The organism is Stenotrophomonas lacuserhaii (genome assembly GCF_014836545.1).
Taxonomy (GTDB): Bacteria; Pseudomonadota; Gammaproteobacteria; order Xanthomonadales; family Xanthomonadaceae; genus Stenotrophomonas; species Stenotrophomonas lacuserhaii.
Map to the genome: position 1 here is coordinate 26448 of NZ_JACSQS010000015.1, position 19729 is coordinate 46176.

Consider the following 19729-nt stretch of genomic DNA (forward strand, 5'->3'; position numbering starts at 1 on the left):
TTGCCGTTGCCCCGGCCGCTGCGCTCGCCGAGCATGGCTCGGCGCTACCGCCTAGCGCAAAGGCTCCGGGCTCGGCCGCTTGGCCAGCTTGCGCTGCAGTGAACGGCGGTGCATGCCCAGCAGGCGCGCTGCGGCTGACACGTTGCCACCGGTCTCATGCATCGCCTGCTGGATGTGCTCCCACTGCAGCCGGCTGATCGGTGTCATCGCATCGGGCAGGTCCAGCTCGCCGTCGTCGTCGGGACCGTCATCTTCTTCGCCCAGTGCGCGCAGGATCATCGGCACCGTGGCCGGCTTGGGCAGGTAATCGTCCGCGCCCAGCTTGATCGCCTCCACCGCGGTAGCGATGCTGGCATAGCCGGTCACCAGCAGGATGCGCATGTCCGCGCGCAGCGCGCGCAACGGCTGGATCAGCGCCAGTCCGGACTCACTGCCAAGCTTCAGGTCGATCAGGGCGAACGCCGGCGGCTGCTGCCGGGCCAGCAGCAATGCGCTGGCCGAATCCTGCGCCGTACGCGTTTCCAGCCCTTTGCGCGCCAGGCTGCGCTGCAGGGTGCGCAGGTACAGCTCGTCATCATCGACCAGCAGGCCATCACCGTGCAGCGAGGCCGGGGTGGGGAAGGGCCTGTTCATGGGGTTTCCTCGCGGGGGACCAGGGGGATGCGGAAGCCGACGCGGCTGCCGGCGCCCTGCGCCGGACGCATCCACATTTCACCGTTCAGGCGTTCAATGGTGGCGTGGGACAGGGCCAGTCCCACGCCCATGCCTTCGCTCTTGCTGGAGCTGAACAAGGTGCCGGGCAGCACCGCCTTGCGCGTGTCGAAGCCGGGACCGAAGTCGCGCACCTCGCCGACCAGATCATCGCCCTCGATGCGCAGCGAAAGCTCCACTTCCGCGCGGCCGACCTGTTCGCCGGCTTCGGCGGCGTTGTTCAGCAGGACCATCAGCAGGTGGCCCACGCCGGCATCCAGTGGCCGGGTCAGCGGGGCGTCGGGGTTGCGGGTGAGGGTGATGGTCGGGCGCACCAGGCGCCACTGTTCCAGCACCTGCAGGGCGGTGGACGGTCCGCGACCGGGGGCATCCGGCGACGCCGGCGCGGCCAGCGCCAACACCCGTTCGCGGCACTGCACCAGCAGCTCGCGCAGGGTTTCCACGTCGTCGCGCACGTCGGTGCTCTGGTTCTGTTCGGCGATGTCGTCGGCCAGCAGGGTCATCGTCGCCAGGGGCGTATTGAGTTCGTGGGCGACCGAGGCCGCATGGGTGGCCAGTGCGACGATGCCTTCGTTGCGTGCGAAGCGCTCCCGCAGCAGCGACAGTTCGTGTTCGCGCTGGCGCAGGGCGATGGCCAGCCGCGTGGAGAACGCCAGCACGACCGTCACCGAAATCAGGAAATTCGCCACCACGCCCCATTGCTGCAGGACTTCCGGCGCAAAGTAGCCGCCTGCAGGCAGCGGCAGGCCGAACGCTGCGCTGACGCAGTAGCCGATCAGGCAGGCAGCGGCCACCGCCAGCGTCCAGCGCGCTGGCAGGGCGAGCGCCGCCAGGGCGATCAGGATCAGGAACAGCGAGCCGAACGGATTGGTGATGCCGCCACTCCAGCCGACCATCCAGGTCAGCACGGTCACATCCACCAGGATGTGCCCGAATGCGGTCACCGGGGCGGTATCGGTGCCGTGGACGCGCAGCTGGGCGTAGGTGTTGAACAGCGCCAGCACGGCCACGCCGGCCCACAGTGGAACCTGCGGCAGGGGCAGGCCAAGCACCCAGGTGGCGACCAGGATGGTGGCCGCCTGCCCGGCGGTGGCCAGCCAGCGCAGGCTGCACAGGGTCTGCAGGAAAGGGGCATCGGGGGATGTCATGATGGCCATCGTATGCGTTGCCCGCGTGTACCGCCTGCGACAATCGGCCGCACATGCCACCGCGGCTGAATGGGAGTCACCCGACGGTCGCGCAGCAGCGCTAGAATATTGCGATGCATGACGCCGTTTCCCGACCGACACCGCCCGCCGAGCCCACCTCCTGGCCGCGCCGACTGACCCAGCCTGTCCGCATCGGCGGCGTGGTGGTGGGCGGTGGCAAGCCGGTGGTGGTGCAGTCGATGACCAACACCGATACCGCCGACGTGGCGTCCAGCGTCAAGCAGGTCGCCGAGTTGTGGCGGGCCGGTTCGGAAATGGTGCGCCTGACCGTCAACAACCCCGAGTCCGCCGCGGCCATTCCGCGCATCGTCGACAAGCTGGCGATGATGGGCATCGAGGTACCGTTGATCGGTGACTTCCATTACAACGGCCACCAGCTGCTGAGCGCCGAGCCGGCCTGTGCCGAAGCCCTGGCCAAGTACCGTATCAATCCGGGCAACGTCGGCTTCGGCAAGAAGAAAGATCTGCAGTTCGCGCAGCTGATCGAGTTCGCGATCCGCTACGGCAAGCCGGTACGCATCGGCGCCAACTGGGGCTCGCTGGACCAATCGCTGGCGGCCCGGTTGATGGATGAGAACACCCAGCGCGAACAGCCGTGGGATGCCGGCCGCGTGCTGCGCGAAGCACTGATCCGGTCTGCGCTGGATTCGGCCGAAACCGCGGTCGAACTCGGCCTGCCACGCGATCGCATCGTGCTCTCGGCGAAGGTCAGTGGCGTGCAGGAGCTGATCGCGGTGTACCGTGATCTTGCCCAGCGTTCGGACTTCGCCCTGCACCTGGGCCTGACCGAAGCCGGCATCGGCAGCAAGGGCATCGTGGCCTCGGCGGCGGCGCTGGCGGTGCTGATGCAGGAAGGCATCGGTGACACCATCCGGATCTCGCTCACGCCCGAACCGGGCCAGTCGCGGACCCAGGAAGTGATCGTCGCCCAGGAGCTGCTGCAGACCACCGGGCAGCGTGCGTTCACCCCGCTGGTCACCGCGTGCCCGGGCTGTGGCCGCACCACCTCCGAGTTCTTCCAGGAGCTGGCGAAAGTGGTTCAGAACCACGTACGCGAACGCATGCCGCTGTGGAAGATCGAACATCCCGGTGCGGAGAACATGACGTTGGCCGTGATGGGCTGCATCGTCAACGGGCCGGGTGAGTCGCGTCACGCCAACATCGGCATTTCGCTGCCGGGTACCGGGGAAGCGCCCGCCGCGCCGGTGTTCGTCGATGGCGAGAAGAAGATCACCCTGCGCGGCGAGAACATCGCCCAGGATTTCGTCAAGCTGATAGACGACTACGTCGAACAGAACTATGTCCGAAGCGCCGGGTAAGTCGGGGATGACGGCCGGCTCGGAGGAAGAGGCTGCCGGCGTCCGGCACTGGCTCTCGCGAAATGCCTGGCGGTTCGTGCTGTTGTTCGCCGGCGTGCTGTTGCCGCTGGCGGTGTTCGTCGAGCTTGCCGATGAAGTGCACGAGTTCGAGGCCTTCCATTTCGACGCGCCGTTGTTGTGGCGCCTGCATGGCTGGCACGGGCCGGTACTGGACCAGATGGTGGTGATCATCACCCGGCTCGGCTACGAGTGGTTCCTGATCCCGGCCGATGTGGTCATCGTGGCGGCGCTGTTGTGGTTCAAACGATGGCGTGAAGCCGCCTTTGCCGCCATCGGCTTCGTCGGCTCGGCGCTGCTGAACATGGGCAGCAAGCAGTTCTTCCAGCGTGACCGGCCGAGCCTGTGGGAATCGATCGCGCCGGAATCTACCTACAGCTTCCCCAGTGGCCACGCGATGGGGTCGATGACCTTCGCCTGCGTGGCCGTGCTGCTGGCCTGGAACACCCGCTGGCGCTGGCCGGTTGCCGTGCTGGCGCCGCTGTTCGCGGTGCTGGTCAGCGTGTCGCGGGTCTACCTGGGCGTGCATTACCCTTCCGACATCCTGGCCGGCTGGTGCGCTGCGCTGGTCTGGGTGGTGGGGTGTTACCTGGTGATGTTCCGCCAGCGCCGGCCTTGGCGCGGAGGCACAGATGTTCCCGTGGCGTGAATGAATCATAAAGATCGGGCCGTTAGTAGGCTATATTGATCTCAAAGGACCAATCATGGCGGTCCCCGGAATGCCAGAGCCGGGTCAATGTGATTCCCGCCGCAATTCGGAACAAGGTGTCGGGAACTGCGCTTGTGGGACGTCTTCCCGGTACCTACCGTGGAAGTCGGAAGCGGTAGTGAAAGGGGAAGATGCATGACGATTCGTGTCTATCTGGTGGACGACCACGCATTGGTCCGCACCGGTATGAAGATGATCCTGTCCGGCGAAACCGATATGGAGGTCATCGGCGAGGCAGAGTGCGGCGAAGATGCGCTGCGCGAGATCCGGCAACTGAAGCCGGACGTGGTGCTGTGCGATCTCCACCTGCCGGGCGTCAGCGGGCTGGAAGTCACCGAACGGATCGTGCGCGGCCAGGAGGCCACGCGGGTCGTCATCGTGTCGGTGCTGGAAGACGGGCCGATGCCCAAGCGCCTGCTGGAAGCCGGTGCATCGGGCTACATCAGCAAAGGCTGCAACGCGCAGGAACTGCTGCGCGCAGTTCGCGATGCGTCACTTGGGCGGCGTTACCTGGGCAGCAACATCGCGCAGAACCTGGCCCTGTCCACGGTGGAAGGCAGTGCCTCGCCATTCGACAGCCTGTCGCCGCGCGAACTGGAAGTGGCCCTGCTGCTGACCCAGGGGCTGCGTCAGGAAGACATCGCGCGCCGGCTCAGCCTGAGCGCCAAGACCATCAACACGCACAAGGCGCGTCTGTTCGAAAAGATGGGAATCCACGACAACATCGCACTGGCCCGCATGGCCAGCCAGTACGGCCTGGTGGACCCGGCACGCCCGATGTGATCGCGATGGGTGGTGGGTTAACGACCGTTGGTCGTGGTGGGTGACGACCGTTGGTCGTCACATTTTTAACCCCGCCGAGCATGGCTCGGCGCTACCCCTCAGCGACCGCGCACCCGCGCCACGATCTTCGCCGCACCGGCGGCGGCATCGCGCACCTTGTCCCACGCCCCGTCGGCGATCCAGTTGCCCGGCACCATCCACGAACCGCCGATGCAGACCACGTTCTTCTGCTCCAGGTACTCCGCGGCGCTGTCTTCGGTGATGCCACCGGTCGGGCACAGCTTCAGGTCCGGCACCGGCCCGGCCAGGCCCTTGATCATCGCCAGCCCACCCACCGCCGTGGCCGGGAACAGCTTGCAGACCCGGAAACCACGCGCGTAGAGCGCCAGCAGTTCGGTCGGTGACGCCGCACCGGGCACCACCGGCAGCGGCGCAGCGGCGAGCGCATCGGCCATGTGCGTCGGGGTGCCCGGCGTGACCAGGAAATCCGCGCCGGCATCGATGGACTGCTGCATCTGCTCCACCGTCAGCACCGTGCCCGCGCCGACCACCACGCCCGGCAGCTCGCGCTTCAACATCGCCAGCGCGTCCATCGCCACCGGCGTACGCAGGGTAAGCTCGATGGCCGGCAGGCCGCCTTCCAGCAGCGCCGCACTGACCGCCCGCGCCTGATCCAGCGTATGCACCGTCACCACCGGCAGGATCCCCGCCGCCGTCAACATTTCCGCCGCCCGCACCTGATGCTGCTGAATGCTCATGCCCTGCTCTTCCTTTTTATTTGTCTGCGGCGCGTGGATGCGCCGACGTGTGTCCGAGGTGGCGGTGGGAATGCCGCCGGCAGGACCGCTCTCGCGCACGACGCGCGAGTGCGAGCCCCCATGGATGGGTTCACGGCGGGTCCTGGCGGCGGCATTCCCGCCGCCACCGCCAGCCGACCAACCCACCGCGCAATGCGCCTCAGGCGTCCTTCGCCTCATGTGGCGCATCCGCCGCCGCGGCATCATGCCCCAGCTCATATTCCGCATCGTAATCCCACGCACTGCCATCGGCGGCCGCCGGCCCGCACGAAATCGAGATCGCGCCCTGGTCGGCCGGTCCCACCACCAGGCGGTTGACCGCGAACAGGTTGCGTCCCAGATCATTGGCTGCCGGTGCGGTGTTCGGCGCATGCGTGCGCGCCGCCCATTCGGCCTCGTCGACCAGAACTTCCAAGGTGCCGGCTTCGCCATCCAGGCGGATGATGTCGCCCTCGCGCAGCTTGCCCAAGGGGCCGCCGCGCGCCGCTTCAGGGGTCATGTGGATCGCCGCGGGAATCTTGCCCGACGCGCCGGACAGGCGCCCATCGGTCACCAGCGCCACGCGCCGGCCCTGGTTCTGCAGCAGGCCCAGCAACGGTGCCAGTGAATGCAGTTCCGGCATGCCGTTGGCGCGCGGCCCCTGGTAACGCACCACGGCCACGAAGTCCTGTGGCAGCAGGCCGGCCGCATGCAGCTTGTTCAGCACCTGCGGCGCATCAACGACCACCGCAGGGGCCTCGATGCTGCGGTACTGCGGCTTCACCGCCGACAGCTTGATCAGCGAACGACCGAGGTTGCCGCGCAGCAGGCGCAGGCCGCCCTGGCTTTCGAAGGGATTGTCCACGCCGCGCGCGACGTCTTCATCAGCACTGCGGATGATGCCGTCCACCCAGACCACCTGGCCGTCCTGCAGGCGTGGCTCGCGCGCGTAGTCGGCCATGCCACCGCGTGCCACGGTGACGATGTCGCCGTGCATCAGCCCGGCGCGGATCAGCTCGCCGAACACGAAGGCGGGGCCGCCTGCGGCCGCGAAGCGGTTCACGTCGGCCTCGCCATTGGGGTACACCCGGGTCAGCAGCGGGATCAGCTGGGACAGCTGGTCCATGTCGTCCCAGGTCACCACGATGCCGGCGGCGCGGGCCACCGCGATCCAGTGGATGGTGTGGTTGGTGGAGCCGCCGGTGGCCATCAAGGCGACGATCGCGTTGATGATCGCGCGCTCGTCGATGATCCGCCCGATGGGGCGGTAGTCATCGCCCAGCGCGGTCATTTCCAGCGCACGCACGGTCGCTTCGCGGGTCAGCGCGCCGCGCAGGGTCTGTTCGGGGTTGACGAACGAGGCACCCGGCAGCTGCACGCCCATCGCTTCCAGCAGCACCTGGTTGGAGTTGGCCGTGCCGTAGAACGTGCAGGTGCCGGCGCCGTGGTAGGAGGCCGCTTCGGCTTCCAGCAGTTCCTCGCGGGTGGCTTCGCCGGCGGCATAGCGCTCGCGCACTTCGGCCTTCTGCTTGTTCGGAATGCCCGGCGTCATCGGGCCGGCCGGCACGAACACCGAGGGCAGGTGGCCGAAGGCCAGCGCGCCGATCAGCAGGCCCGGCACGATCTTGTCGCACACGCCGAGGTAGATCGCCGCATCGAACATGTCGTGGCTGAGCCCGATGGCGGTGGACTGGGCGATGACATCGCGCGAGAACAGCGACAGCTCCATGCCGCCGCGGCCCTGGGTCACGCCGTCGCACATCGCCGGCACGCCGCCGGCCACCTGCGCGGTCGCGCCCCATTCGCGGGCGATCTCACGGATCTGCTCGGGATAGGTCTCGAACGGTTGGTGCGCCGACAACATGTCGTTGTAGGAGGTGATGATGCCGAGGTTCGGCGTCACCCCGCCACGCAGGCGGCCCTTGTCGGTGCCACCGCAGGCGGCAAAGCCGTGGGCAAGGTTGCCGCAGCTCAGGCGGCTGCGGAACGGGCCATCGCGCAGGGCGGCGTCGATGCCGGCCAGGTAAGCGGCGCGCGAAGCGGCGCTGCGGCGCACGATGCGCTCGGTGATGGCGTGCAGTTGCGGATGCAGACTCATTGGCTACCAGCGTGGAAGAGGTGGCGAGAGGGAACGTCGGATCAGTCGGCCCAGTGCACGCGCAGGCGCGGGCCGGGCTGGTCGATGGCGGCGAGGATCGGGTACTGCTGGACATCGTTGCTGTCCAGTGCGTGCTGCAGGACTTCCAGTTTCTGCTTGCCACGCAGCAGCAGCAGGCGCTGGCGGCAGGCACGCAGGCCGTGCGGGGTCAGCGTGATGCGCAGCGGCCACTGGTTCGAGCCGGGGCAACCGGTCGCGTCCAGTGCGGCATAGGGCAGGGTGCTTTCCAGCGCGCGCTGCAGGTCGCGCGAGCCCGGGAACAGCGAGCAGGTATGCCCGTCATTGCCCATGCCCAGCGCCACCAGGCTGGGTGGCAGGCTGTACTGCGCCTGCAGGTTGGCGGTATAGACGCACTCCGGCAACGGCTTGCCGATGCGCACCAGCGGATCGAAATGAGCCCCTTCGGCGCGCTGCAGGAAGCTTTCGCGCACCAGGTGGGCGTTGCTGTCGCGATCCTGCGGCGACAGCCAGCGCTCATCGGCCAGGCTCACTTCCACCCGGTCCCAATGCACGTCCAGTTCGGCCAGTGCCTGGTACACCGGCGCCGGCGTAGTGCCGCCGGACAGCAGCATGCGCGCGCGGCCGTGTTCGGCGATGTCGGTGTTGAGGATCTTCGCCATGTCGGCGGCGACCGCTTCGATCCAGCCGTCGGCCTCGCGGTGGGCGATGAACTCGACGCGATCAGAAGAGAACGGGGTAGGCATCAGGCAGCAGCTCCAGCGACGGCGCACTCGGCATCGACGGCGTACGCCGCCGCACCCAGCAGGCCCGGATTGGGATGGATCACCGCCAGCGACGGAACCCGGCCCATGATCGAAGAGAAGCGCCCCTTGTGTTCGAAGCGCTGGCGGAAACCGGAATGCTGCAGCGATTCCAGCATGCGCGGCACCAGTCCGCCGGTCAGGAATACGCCGTCCCATGCGCCCTGTATCAGCACCAGGTCGCCGGCGATGGCGCCGAAGATCGCGCAGAACAGGTCCACCGCGCGCATCGCCTGCGGATCACCCGCGCCGGCGCGTGCGGTGACGTCGGCCGGCTTCAGGTGGCCCGGGTCGAAACCGGCCATCTCGCATACGGCGCGATGGATGTTGACCAGGCCGGGGCCGCAGATCAGGCGTTCGTTGGAGACCCGGCCAAAGGTTTCCGAGAGGATTTCCAGGATGCGGATTTCTTCCGGCGTGCCCGGCGGGAAGCTGACATGGCCGCCCTCGGTTTCCAGCGGGAAGCAGCGGTCATGGCGGATCACCAGCCCGCCGACGCCCAGCCCGGTGCCCGGGCCGATGACGCCGTAGTTGGCCGGCGCACCGCTGCGTCGCGGGCTCCAGCTGGCGCCACCGATCTGCACCACATCCTTGGGCTGCAGCAGCGAAATGGCCATCGCCTGGGCAGCGAAATCGTTGATCAGGTGCAGCTCGGTAAAACCGAGCATGGCGGCGGTGCGGCTGCGCGAAATCACCCAGGGATGATTGGTGATGCGGGCTTCATCGCCGTCCACCCGGCCGGCCACCGCGAACACCCCGCGGCTGGCTTCGGCGCCCACTTCCTGCAGGTAGTGGCGGGCGGCATCACCGAGCGAAGGGAAGTCCACCACCGGGAATTCGCGGATGCTGTCTTCCAGCAGGGGCGTGTCATGCGCCGTGTCCGCCAGCGCGAAGCGCGCGTTGGTGCCGCCGATGTCGGCGACCAGGATCGGCTGCGCCAGCACCGTCATGCCTTGTCCCCGGCCGTGCTGCCATCGACATCGCCGGGCAGGAAGCCGGCCGCGGCGTCCGGGCCCCACGTACCGGCGGGGTAGGGCTGCAGCGGCAGCGCGGCGTCCTTCCAGGCATCGGCCACGCTGTCGATCCACTGCCAGGCCGCGCGCACTTCGTCATCGCGTACGAACAGCGCATGGTTGCCGTTGAAGGCATCCAGGAACAGTCGTTCATAGGCGATGCGGCGGTGCAGGCCGGTCGGCACGGACAGCTCCAGTTCCAGCGGCTGCAGTTCCAGCGCGCCCCATTCCGGGCCGGCCAGGCTGCTCATCAGGCCCAGTTCGATGTTTTCCTGTGGCTGCAGCTGGAACACCAGTCGGTTCGGCGTGGCCTGTCCACGGTGCGGGCGTTCGAACAGCCAGTGGGTGACCGGCTTGAGCGTCACCACCACGCGGCTGGTGCGCTCGGGCAGGCGTTTGCCGGTGACCAGGTGGAACGGCACGCCGCTCCAGCGCCAGTTGTCGATATGCGCGGTGACGCCGGCGAAGGTCTCCACGTCGCTGCCTTCCGGCGGCTGATAGGCCTGCGCCGGCTGGCCGTCGATGGTGCCGGCGGTATAGCGGCCACGGACGCTGTCACGCGCGGCGTGCCTGGCATCCAGCGGACGCAGCGAGCGCAGCACCTTGACCTTCTCATCGCGGATGCGATCGGCTTCCAGCGATGCCGGCGGCTCCATCGCCACCAGGCACAGCAGCTGCAGGATATGGCTCTGCACCATGTCACGCAGCGCGCCGGAGCGTGCGTAGTAGGCATCGCGGCCGTCCACGCCTTCGCTCTCGGACACCAGGATGTGCACCGATTCGATGTAGTTGCGGTTCCACACTGCTTCCAGCAGCGTATTGCCGAAGCGCAGTGCGATCAGGTTCTGCACCGCCGCCTTGCCCAGGTAATGGTCCAGGCGGAACACGCGGTCTTCGTCGATCCACTGGCCGATGGTGCCGATGATCTGCTCGGCACTTTCGCTGTCGCTGCCGATCGGCTTTTCCAGCATCAGCCGGTGCGGTGCCGCCAGCGCGCCACCCTTGGCCAGGCCTTCGCAGGTGGAGATGTACAGGCCCGGCGGAATGGCCAGGTAGCTGACACAGCGGCGGTCGACCAGGTCGGACACCGCTTCGGCCACCGAATCGGCGTTGCGCAGGTCCACCGAACGGTAGTCGATGCGCTGCAACAGCGAGGCGATGTCCTCGGCGGTGGCCAGTGGCATGGCCTGCTGCAGGCGCGGGCGCAGGATGTCCCGGAACGCCGCGGTGTCATGCGGTGAGAGCGCCAGGGCGCGGACCTTGAAGTCTTCCGGCAACAGGCCGTCGCCAAGCAGGCGCAGCAATGAGGGGAAGAGATAGCGCTGGGCCAGATCGCCAGTGGCGCCGAACAGGAAGAGGGTATCGTGCATCGCTCGAGTTTCAGATCCGGGTGACATCGTTGTCAATCGCTGCCTGGCTGGGTTCCGGGGAAGGTTTGGCATTGCTTTGTCCGCCTGCTGCAACGGGCCATCCGACGTCTGCCGATACGACCCACCACGGGCGGGCGGGGTACTGTCCGTACATCGTGACGCAGATGATGCGTTCCGACCTAGGGATACTGCCACGTGAAAACGTTTACATGGCAGAATGTGCAACTGTATTCGATTGCATTGGCGCCGTCATGCGGCACTGAGGCAAAAACACTGCCGTCGGGAGGGCCGAAGGCAGTCCACGTGCAACAGCCCCGGTGACGGGCGGACTGGAAGAGTGAAATGGCAAAAGTGCAGTTGCAGGGTGTGCGCAAGGTCTACGACAACGGCCAGGTCGCGGTGAAGGACGCTACCTTCGAGGTCGCCGATGGCGAGCTGATGGTATTGGTCGGCCCGTCGGGCTGCGGCAAGTCGACCCTGCTGCGGATGATCGCAGGCCTGGAAGAAATCAGTGGCGGTACGCTGACCATCGGCGAGCGCGTGGTCAATGACGTGGCGCCCAAAGACCGTGACATCGCCATGGTGTTCCAGAGCTACGCGCTGTACCCGCACATGACCGTGGCCGAAAACCTGGCCTTCGGGCTGAAGCTGCGCGGCCACGACAAGGCCACCATCGACAAGCGCATCAGTGAAGCGGCGCAGACGCTTGGCCTGACCGACATGATGGACAAGCTGCCCAAGGCGATGTCCGGTGGTCAGCGCCAGCGCGTGGCGCTGGGCCGCGCACTGGTGCGCGAGCCGGCGGTGTTCCTGCTGGACGAGCCGCTGTCCAACCTGGATGCCAAGCTGCGCCACAGCGTGCGCACCGAAATCGCACAGCTGCACCGCAAGCTGGGAACCACGATGATCTATGTGACCCATGACCAGGTCGAAGCGATGACCCTGGGCCAGCGCATCGTGGTGCTGAAGGACGGCGTGATCCAACAGATCGACACGCCGATGGAGCTGTACGACCGTCCGGCCAACCTGTTCGTGGCGGGCTTCCTCGGCAGCCCGGCGATGAACGTGCTGCGTGGCACCCTGCAGGGCAGTGCGGCCGGTGTGGTGGTGCGCGATGGCGATTGGACGGCGCCGCTGGGCCAGGCGACCATCGATCCGCGCTGGCTGGACAAGCCGATCGCGGTGGGCGTGCGCCCGGAGCACCTGCAGCCGGCCGACGCCGGTGCCGAATGGACCTTCGATGCGCGCATCGAAGGCATCGAGCCGGTAGGCAACGAAATCTTCGTGAACCTGGTCAGCGGCCAGCATGCGCTGACCATGCGGGTGGCGCCGCGTGCGCTGCCGGCAGTGGGTGAAACACTGAAGCTGGCCGTGCAGCCCAATGCGCTGCATTTCTTCGATGCGGAAACCGGCGAACGCCTGGGCGCCTGATTCCGGTAGTGACGGCCGTGGCGGGTGACGACCGCTGGGTGGTGGGTGACGACCGTTGGTCGTCACGCGCTTCACCAGGAAAAGCCGCCGACCAAGGTCGGCACTACAAGCGCGGTCAGCGCGCCAAACCATCGTGCAGCGGCAACCGCTGCGCCGGTGCGCCGCCCACGCTGAGCGCCCCATCGCTGGTTTCCAGCGGCAACACCGCCAGTGCAAGCCCATCGGCCACGCTGGCGATGCTGCCCAGCACGCTGCCGTCCTGCTCCACGCTGGCGCCGGGCTCTGCGGGCGCCGACAGCTGCAGCAGCTGCAATGCCCGCTTGGCCTTGCCCAGGAAATGCGTGCGCGCGACGATCTCCTGGCCGGGGTAGCAGCCCTTGCGGACGCTGTAACCGTTCAGCCGATCCAGTCCCAGCTGCTGCGGGGTCCAGTGTTCGCGCTGGTTCGGCACCAGGCGGGGCAGGCCCAGCCGCAGGTCGGCCTGGCGCCACGCGGCGGTCAATGCCGCATCGGCGTCCGCCGTCTTGAGGTCGGCCTCCGTCGGGGTGATGCACATCACCCGCAGCAGACTCGTTCCGCCAAGGTCCAGTTCCAGCATTTCTTCCAGCGAACCGGCCACGGTTGCGCCGACCGCGGCCTGCGGTGCAGCGAAAGCAGCCCGCACCTGGAGATCCTCGCGGCGCGTGATTTTCACCTTCCGACGGAACACAAAACGCTGCAACTGCGAAGCAATCGCATCTGCGTCGCCGTCAGCGAGGACCAGCAGGAGCGCGTCGGAGCTGAGCCGGATGAGCTGAAACACCGCGATCGTGCGGCCTTTGGCGGTCAACCACGCGCTCCAGTGCCAATGCGAATCGCTCAGCGCGGCCACATCGCTGGAGAACTGCGCCTGCGCGAACGTCACCGCATCGGGGCCGGAAAGGGAGACCAGCTGGCGGTCTTCCAGCAGGGCATATGCAACTAAATCAGGGGAAAGGTTGTCAGGCACGTGAACGAGGTCTAGAATTTGTGCGTTGCGAGAATCCTGATGATAGGCCAAACAACCCCCACTCCCGACACCGAAACTGAAGCCCCGCTGGATCCGACGGCGCCCGCGCCCGAAGGCATGCCTGCCGAGCAGAAGGAATACGGTGGCCGCGGCGGACTTGATCCGGTGCGCTACGGTGATTGGGAGAAAAACGGACGCTGCATCGATTTCTGATCCAGCATTGAGCCAACGCGGCATTGTGCCGCCCAGCCGAGACAACGAGCCCAGCGAATGGCGAGCAGAGAACGTCCCCTATCCCCGCACCTGCAGGTGTACCGCTGGCAGATCCAGATGGTTGCCTCGATCCTGCATCGAGCCACCGGCATCATCCTGTCGGTGGGCGCCCTGATCATTGCCGGCGGCCTGCTCGCCCTGATGATGGGTCCCGCGTCCTGGACCTGTTTCACCGACCACGCCGGTGCCTGGTACGGCCAGCTCATCCTGTTCGGATGGACCTGGGCCTTCGCCTACCACCTGCTCAACGGCATCCGCCACATGTGCCAGGACTTCGCCATCGGCATGAGCATTCCCTCGTTCGTGCGCAGCGCGTGGATTTCGGTGATCGGCTCGCTGCTGATCACCGCCCTGGTGTTCGGCTACGTGCTGCTTGCCGGAGGTGCCGCATGAGCCGTTTCCGCACCCCGCTGAAGAACGTGCGAGGCCTGGGTGCCGCCAAGACCGGCACCGAACACTTCGTCAACCAGCGCCTGACCGCCACCGCGCTGGTCGTGCTGTCGATCTGGTTCCTGGTGTTCGTGGTCGGCCTGATGGGCGACGACCATGCGACCGCCATGGCCGCCGTCGCCAAGCCGTGGAATGCGATCCTGGTGGTCGGGTTCCTGGTGGCCATGTTCTGGCATGCCCAGATCGGCCTGCAGGTGGTCCTTGAGGACTACATCCATAATTCGCTGCTGGCCGTCGCGCTGCAGACCACGGTGAAGTTCATCGCCGTGCTCGGTGCCATCGTCAGTGTGTTCGCTGTGGTCCGCATCGCGCTCGGCGCGGCCTGAACCCAGGCACCAAGACAGGAATACAGAGTAGATGTCCGCTTACAAGATCACCGAACACAAGTACGACATGGTCGTGGTGGGCGCCGGCGGTGCCGGCCTGCGCGCGACCTTCGGACTGGCTGCCAAGGGCCTGCAGACCGTGTGCCTGACCAAGGTCTTCCCGACCCGTTCGCACACCGTTGCCGCCCAGGGTGGCATCTCCGCCGCGCTCGGCAACATGGGCGAGGACGACTGGCGCTACCACTTCTACGACACGATCAAGGGCTCGGATTGGCTGGGTGACCAGGACGCCATCGAGTACATGTGCCGCGAGGCGATCCCGGCGATCATCGAGCTGGAACACTACGGCGTGCCGTTCAGCCGTACCGAAGAGGGCAAGATCTACCAGCGCCCGTTCGGTGGCATGACCACCAAGTATGGCGAAGGCCCGGCGGCGCAGCGCACCTGCGCGGCGGCCGACCGTACCGGCCACGCCATGCTGCACACGCTGTACCAGCAGTCGTTGAAGCACGATGCGCGCTTCATGATCGAGTACTTCGCGCTGGACCTGATCTTCGACGAAGACGGGACCTGCCGCGGCGTGCTGGCCATCGACATGGCCGAAGGTTCGCTGCACCTGTTCCGCGCCCAGGGCGTGGTGCTGGCCACCGGCGGCTACGGCCGTGCGTACTTCAGCGCCACCTCGGCCCACACCTGCACCGGTGACGGCGGCGGCCTGGCCATGCGCGCGGGCATCGCGATGCAGGACATGGAGTTCGTGCAGTTCCACCCGACCGGCATCTACGGGGCGGGCTGCCTGATCACCGAAGGCGTGCGCGGCGAAGGCGGCATCCTGCGCAACAGCAGCGGCGAGCGCTTCATGGAGCGTTACGCACCGCACTACAAGGACCTGGCGTCGCGTGACGTGGTCGCGCGTTCGATGACCGTGGAAATCCGCGAAGGTCGCGGCGTCGGCGAGCACAAGGACCACATCCTGCTCGACCTGACCCACCTCGGCCCGGGCGTGATCGACGACAAGCTGCCGGGTATCGCCGAAAGCGCGCGCATCTTCGCCGGCGTGGACGTGCACAAGCAGCCGATCCCGGTCATCCCGACCGTGCACTACAACATGGGCGGCATCCCGACCAACTTCCATGGCGAAGTGGTGCGCATCGACGGCGACAACCCCGATGCGGTGATCCCGGGCCTGTACGCCATCGGCGAAGCGGCCTGCGTGTCGGTGCATGGTGCCAACCGCCTCGGTTCAAACTCGCTGCTGGACCTGGTGGTGTTCGGTCGCGCGGTGGCCAACCGCTGCGCCGAGACGATCAAGCCGGGCGCTACGCACAAGCCGCTGCAGGCCGATGCCTGCGACAAGGCACTGGGCCTGCTGGACAAGCTGCGTTACGCCAAGGGCGATACGCCGACCTCGGTGATCCGCGACAACATGCAGCGCACCATGCAGGCCGATGCCGCCGTGTTCCGCACCAGCCAGACGCTGAAGGAAGGCTGCGAGAAGATGGCCGGCATCTTCGATTCGTTCCAGGACGTCAAGGTCAGCGATCGCTCGCTGGTCTGGAATTCGGACCTGATCGAAACCTACGAGCTGAACAACCTGCTGCTCAATGCAGTGGCGACGATCAACTCGGCCGAGCAGCGCAAGGAAAGCCGTGGTGCGCACGCGCACGAAGACTTCCCGGACCGCGACGACGTCAACTGGCACAAGCACACGCTGGTCAAGGTCGACGACAAGGGCAAGTGCAGCTTCGATTACCGTCCGGTGCACATGTACACGCTGACCGACGAGGTTGACGTGGTGCCGCCGAAGCCGCGCGTGTACTGATCGCGACCCCCGCCTACCATGCAATCCGCGCCTTGACGGCGCGGGCCGCCTGAGCCAACGAGAGCAGCCATGGCCGAGTTTTCCCTGCCGAAGAATTCAAAGATCACGAAGGGCAAGCACTTCCCCGCCGCCAGCGGCGCGAAGAACCTGCGTACCTTCAAGGTCTACCGCTGGAGTCCGGACGACGACAGCAACCCGCGTACCGATACGTATGAGATCGACCTCGACGCGTGCGGTCCGATGGTCCTGGACGCGCTGATCAAGATCAAGAACGAGATCGATCCGACGCTGACCTTCCGTCGTTCGTGCCGCGAGGGCATCTGCGGTTCGTGCGCGATGAACATCGACGGCACCAATACGCTGGCCTGCACCCGCGCCATCGCCGACTGCGGCAAGGCCGAAGTGCCGATCTACCCGCTGCCGCACATGAGCGTGGTCAAGGACCTGGTGCCGGACCTGACCCACTTCTACGCGCAGTATGCGTCGATCAAGCCGTGGATCCGCACGCAGACCCCGGCACCGCCGGACCGCGAGCGCCTGCAGTCGCCGGAAGACCGCAAGAAGCTGGACGGCCTGTACGAGTGCATCCTGTGCGCATGCTGCTCCACCAGCTGCCCGAGCTACTGGTGGAATGGCGAGCGCTACCTGGGCCCGGCGATCCTGCTGCAGGCCTACCGCTGGATCATCGATTCGCGTGATGAGGACACCGGTGCGCGCCTGGACGATCTGGAAGATCCGTTCAAGCTGTATCGCTGCCACACCATCATGAACTGCGCACGGACCTGCCCGAAGGGCCTGAACCCGGCGCTGGCGATCGCCGAGATCAAGAAGCTGATGATGGCCCGCCGCGCCTGAGTGGTGCGGTTGCCGTGAAGTACCCCGCGACGCCGAGCCCTGCTCGGCGTTGCGTTATCCGGGAATGACGATGGACGAAGCGATCCTGTTGAAGAAGCTGCGCTGGCGTTGCCGCCGCGGCATGCGTGAGCTGGACCAGCTGTTCGAGCATTACCTCGACCGCGAGTGGGCTGCGGCCCCGGCCGAAGAGCGGGAGGTTTTCCTGTTCCTGCTCGATTGCGAGGACGATAAGTTGTGGCGGTGGTTCATGGGTTACGAGGCCTGCCCGCATGCACACGCCGTCCCCTTGCTCGACCGGATCCGCACCCTCAAGGCTTGAATGGCGCCCATCGCGGCTGCAGGCCGTGGCCGAGGCGATGGTGCTGCTGGCCGCACCGTGGTTGATCGGCGCCAGTGGGATGCCGGTGCGGCTGCAGCCGCCGGTCGTGCTGCTGTGCTGGTTGGTGCAGGCGTTGCTGCTGTGGCGGCGGCTGGGTGCGCCTTGTCGCGTGCTGTGGTTGCAGGACGCGCCTCGCCCCCTGCTGCTGGACGGAAGGGAGCTGGAAGATCCCGCGCTGCACGTGCGCGGCCCTTGGCTGCAGCTGCGCTGGCAGGGTCCGGGGAGAAGGCGCGGCGTGCTGCTTTTCTGGCCGGATGTGCTGTCCCCCGGCCAACGACGTGAACTGCGTCTGGCCGTCCGTGCACGGCAGGTTTCCCGTAAGCCGCCGTAGGTGGCACCATACGCTGAATCTATTGGCGCACCTGCATGTTCAAACCCATTCCCGTGTCCATCGGCCTGCGCTACCTGCGGGCCAAGCGCCGCAACGGCTTCATCTCCTTCATTTCGATGGCATCGATCCTCGGCATCGCGCTTGGCGTGACGGTATTGATCACCACGCTGGCGGTGATGAGTGGTTTCCAGAAGGAAATCCGCGACCGTCTGCTGCAGATGTCCGCGCACACCACCATCACCCGCGACGGCGAGCCGATGAGCGACTGGCAGCGCGCCGTGGACGTGGCCTACCAGGATCCGCGCGTGGCCGGTGCCGCGCCGTACATCGAGATCCAGGCCATGATCAGCGGCCCCCGCGTGCAGGGCGCGCTGGTGCAGGGCGTGGACCCGGCGATGGAGCCGAAGGTCTCGGTGGTTGCCGAGAAAATGAAGAAGGGCCGCTTCGACAGCCTCACGCAGGGCAGTTACAACATCATCCTCGGCCAGGAGCTGGCGACGTGGCTGGGCGTGGGCGTCGGTGACCAGGTGGTGGCAACGCTGGCCGAAGTGCAGGGCACGCCGATGGGCGCGATCCCGCGCATGAAGCGTTTCACCGTCAGCGGCATCTTCGAAGCCGGCTACAACGAGATCGACCGCGGCGTCGCGTTCGCCAACATGAAGGACCTGGAGCGCGTGCTGCGCATCGACGGCGCCACCGGCGTGCGCTTGAAGCTGCATGACATGGACCAGGCGCTCACCGTCGGGGTGGACCTGGCGCAGCGCCTGGGCGGTGCCTACCGGGTCAGTGACTGGACCCAGCAGAACGCCAACCTGTACCACTCGTTGCGGATGGAAAAAGTGGTGATGGGCATCCTGCTGTCGCTGATCATCGCGATGGGCGCCTTCAACCTGGTGTCCTCGCAGGTGATGCTGGTAACCGACAAGCAGGCCGACATCGCCATCCTGCGCACGCTGGGGCTGACCCCACGCGGGGTGATGGGGGTGTTCATGGTGCAGGGTTCGCTGATCGGCATCATCGGCACCGTCGCCGGCGTGATCGGCGGCATCACCCTGACCCTCAACCTGGAACGCATCCTCGGCGCCATCGAGGCAGTGTTCAACGTCAAGCTGCTGCCGGAAGACGTGTATTACATCACTGGCCTGCCGACCGACATGCAGACCGCCGACATCGTGGTGATCACCGTGGTGGCGCTGCTGATGAGCTTCCTGGCCACCCTGTACCCGGCGTGGCGCGCCGCCCGCACCCAGCCCGCGGAGGCGCTGCGTTATGAATGAGGTTTTCTCCCCCGGGCAGGAAGTGATCCGCGCGCAGGCGCTGGGCAAGACCTACGCCGAAGGCCGGATGCATACGCCGGTGTTCGATGGCCTGGACCTGCAGGTCAGCGCCGGCGAAACCGTGGCCATCATCGGTGCCTCCGGTGCAGGCAAGAGCACGCTGCTGCACCTGCTGGGCGGGCTGGACACGCCGAGCGCGGGCGAGGTGTTCGTTACCGGCCAGCAGATGTCTACGCTGTCCGACGGCGCCCGTGGCCTGCTGCGCAATCGCGCGCTGGGCTTCGTGTACCAGTTCCACCACCTGCTGCCGGAGTTCACCGCGCTGGAAAACGTGATGATGCCGGTGCTGCTCGGCGGTGGTGAAGTTGCCGCGGCCAATGACCGCGCCAGGCAGCTGCTGGAGTCGGTCGGCCTGGGCCATCGCCTGCAGCACAAGCCCGGTGAGCTGTCCGGTGGCGAGCGCCAACGCGCCGCCGTGGCCCGTGCACTGGTCAACCAGCCGGCCTGCGTGCTCGGCGACGAACCCACCGGCAACTTGGATGACCGCACCGCCGGCACTGTGTTCGAGCTGATGCTGGAACTCAACCGCGCCCGGCATACCTCGCTGGTGCTGGTCACCCATGACCGCAGCCTGGCGCGCAAGCTGGACCGCGTGCTGGAACTGCGCGAAGGCAAGCTGCACGCATTGGCCCACGCCGACGTCTGAGGGTAGTGGCGGGGGGGGGGGGGGGG

At 66.8% G+C, this 19729-nt stretch carries 21 protein-coding genes; 13 read left to right on the forward strand and 8 right to left on the reverse strand.

Annotation, left to right across the window (positions count from 1 at the left end; all coding sequences use genetic code 11):
* Positions 1 to 51 precede the first annotated feature (51 nt).
* Both H9654_RS13430 and H9654_RS13435 read right to left on the reverse strand, forming a co-directional pair.
* Positions 52 to 633 (reverse strand): response regulator transcription factor, encoded by a 582-nt coding sequence (locus H9654_RS13430; protein WP_191771247.1) that lies wholly within the window; start codon positions 631 to 633, stop codon positions 52 to 54.
* Positions 630 to 1859, reverse strand: coding sequence for an ATP-binding protein (locus H9654_RS13435; protein WP_191771248.1), 1230 nt, complete (start codon positions 1857 to 1859; stop codon positions 630 to 632). Before H9654_RS13435 ends, H9654_RS13430 begins: the two co-directional genes overlap by 4 nt.
* Before the next feature lie 113 nt (positions 1860 to 1972).
* Between H9654_RS13435 and ispG the strand changes: the two genes are divergently transcribed.
* The 3 genes from ispG (at position 1973) to H9654_RS13450 (ending at position 4787) form a co-directional block, all read left to right on the forward strand.
* A complete protein-coding gene (gene ispG / locus H9654_RS13440) occupies positions 1973 to 3238 on the forward strand; it encodes a flavodoxin-dependent (E)-4-hydroxy-3-methylbut-2-enyl-diphosphate synthase (RefSeq protein ID WP_191771249.1) in 1266 nt (421 codons plus the stop codon).
* Positions 3219 to 3944, forward strand: a complete 726-nt coding sequence (locus H9654_RS13445; protein ID WP_191771250.1) for a phosphatase PAP2 family protein — start codon at positions 3219 to 3221, stop codon at positions 3942 to 3944. Before ispG ends, H9654_RS13445 begins: the two co-directional genes overlap by 20 nt.
* A 195-nt stretch (positions 3945 to 4139) precedes the next feature.
* On the forward strand, positions 4140 to 4787 hold the full coding sequence (locus tag H9654_RS13450; protein ID WP_042614023.1) for a response regulator: 648 nt from the start codon (positions 4140 to 4142) through the stop codon (positions 4785 to 4787).
* A gap of 98 nt (positions 4788 to 4885) precedes the next feature.
* On the opposite strand, the gene eda is transcribed toward H9654_RS13450, so the two are convergent.
* The 5 genes from eda to zwf form a co-directional block, all read right to left on the reverse strand.
* On the reverse strand, positions 4886 to 5545 hold the full coding sequence (gene eda / locus H9654_RS13455) for a bifunctional 4-hydroxy-2-oxoglutarate aldolase/2-dehydro-3-deoxy-phosphogluconate aldolase (protein ID WP_191771251.1): 660 nt from the start codon (positions 5543 to 5545) through the stop codon (positions 4886 to 4888).
* A gap of 199 nt (positions 5546 to 5744) precedes the next feature.
* The gene (edd, locus tag H9654_RS13460) at positions 5745 to 7661 is read right to left on the reverse strand and encodes a phosphogluconate dehydratase (RefSeq protein WP_101099856.1); all 1917 of its coding nucleotides are present in this window, start codon (positions 7659 to 7661) and stop codon (positions 5745 to 5747) included.
* A 41-nt stretch (positions 7662 to 7702) separates the two neighbouring features.
* Complete coding sequence (pgl, locus tag H9654_RS13465; RefSeq protein ID WP_191771252.1) at positions 7703 to 8425, reverse strand: 6-phosphogluconolactonase; 723 nt, start codon at positions 8423 to 8425, stop codon at positions 7703 to 7705.
* Positions 8425 to 9432, reverse strand: a complete 1008-nt coding sequence (gene glk / locus H9654_RS13470) for a glucokinase (protein ID WP_101099858.1) — start codon at positions 9430 to 9432, stop codon at positions 8425 to 8427. The genes pgl and glk overlap by 1 nt, the downstream gene beginning before the upstream one ends.
* Complete coding sequence (gene zwf / locus H9654_RS13475; protein WP_191771253.1) at positions 9429 to 10865, reverse strand: glucose-6-phosphate dehydrogenase; 1437 nt, start codon at positions 10863 to 10865, stop codon at positions 9429 to 9431. The genes glk and zwf overlap by 4 nt, the downstream gene beginning before the upstream one ends.
* A 342-nt stretch (positions 10866 to 11207) precedes the next feature.
* Here zwf and H9654_RS13480 point away from each other — a divergent pair, with 342 nt between their 5' ends.
* Entirely contained in the window at positions 11208 to 12296 is a 1089-nt protein-coding gene (locus H9654_RS13480; RefSeq protein ID WP_191771254.1) for an ABC transporter ATP-binding protein, read from the forward strand.
* Between the two features lie 115 nt (positions 12297 to 12411).
* Here the strand turns inward: H9654_RS13480 and ygfZ are convergent, their stop codons facing one another.
* Positions 12412 to 13284, reverse strand: coding sequence for a CAF17-like 4Fe-4S cluster assembly/insertion protein YgfZ (ygfZ, locus tag H9654_RS13485; RefSeq protein ID WP_318241142.1), 873 nt, complete (start codon positions 13282 to 13284; stop codon positions 12412 to 12414).
* Between the two features lie 39 nt (positions 13285 to 13323).
* Here ygfZ and H9654_RS17815 point away from each other — a divergent pair, with 39 nt between their 5' ends.
* The 9 genes from H9654_RS17815 (at position 13324) to lolD (ending at position 19703) form a co-directional block, all read left to right on the forward strand.
* Positions 13324 to 13497 (forward strand): DUF1674 domain-containing protein, encoded by a 174-nt coding sequence (locus H9654_RS17815; RefSeq protein WP_080335156.1) that lies wholly within the window; start codon positions 13324 to 13326, stop codon positions 13495 to 13497.
* Positions 13498 to 13554: 57 nt separating this feature from the next.
* Positions 13555 to 13950 (forward strand): succinate dehydrogenase, cytochrome b556 subunit, encoded by a 396-nt coding sequence (sdhC, locus tag H9654_RS13490; protein ID WP_042614014.1) that lies wholly within the window; start codon positions 13555 to 13557, stop codon positions 13948 to 13950.
* Positions 13947 to 14333 carry a succinate dehydrogenase, hydrophobic membrane anchor protein gene (sdhD, locus tag H9654_RS13495; protein ID WP_042614013.1) on the forward strand — a complete coding sequence of 129 codons (387 nt, stop codon included), beginning with the start codon at positions 13947 to 13949 and terminating at the stop codon, positions 14331 to 14333. Before sdhC ends, sdhD begins: the two co-directional genes overlap by 4 nt.
* 31 nt (positions 14334 to 14364) lie before the next feature.
* Positions 14365 to 16155: a succinate dehydrogenase flavoprotein subunit gene (gene sdhA, locus H9654_RS13500; RefSeq protein WP_191771256.1), complete on the forward strand. Its 1791-nt coding sequence runs from the start codon at positions 14365 to 14367 to the stop codon at positions 16153 to 16155.
* A 69-nt stretch (positions 16156 to 16224) separates the two neighbouring features.
* Entirely contained in the window at positions 16225 to 17010 is a 786-nt protein-coding gene (locus H9654_RS13505; protein ID WP_101099863.1) for a succinate dehydrogenase iron-sulfur subunit, read from the forward strand.
* A gap of 70 nt (positions 17011 to 17080) precedes the next feature.
* Positions 17081 to 17329 (forward strand): FAD assembly factor SdhE, encoded by a 249-nt coding sequence (locus H9654_RS13510; protein WP_101099873.1) that lies wholly within the window; start codon positions 17081 to 17083, stop codon positions 17327 to 17329.
* Positions 17280 to 17720 (forward strand): hypothetical protein, encoded by a 441-nt coding sequence (locus H9654_RS13515; RefSeq protein ID WP_191771257.1) that lies wholly within the window; start codon positions 17280 to 17282, stop codon positions 17718 to 17720. The genes H9654_RS13510 and H9654_RS13515 overlap by 50 nt, the downstream gene beginning before the upstream one ends.
* A gap of 35 nt (positions 17721 to 17755) precedes the next feature.
* Complete coding sequence (locus tag H9654_RS13520; protein ID WP_191771258.1) at positions 17756 to 18997, forward strand: lipoprotein-releasing ABC transporter permease subunit; 1242 nt, start codon at positions 17756 to 17758, stop codon at positions 18995 to 18997.
* The gene (gene lolD / locus H9654_RS13525; protein WP_042614007.1) at positions 18990 to 19703 is read left to right on the forward strand and encodes a lipoprotein-releasing ABC transporter ATP-binding protein LolD; all 714 of its coding nucleotides are present in this window, start codon (positions 18990 to 18992) and stop codon (positions 19701 to 19703) included. Before H9654_RS13520 ends, lolD begins: the two co-directional genes overlap by 8 nt.
* The last annotated feature ends 26 nt before the right edge of the window (positions 19704 to 19729 follow it).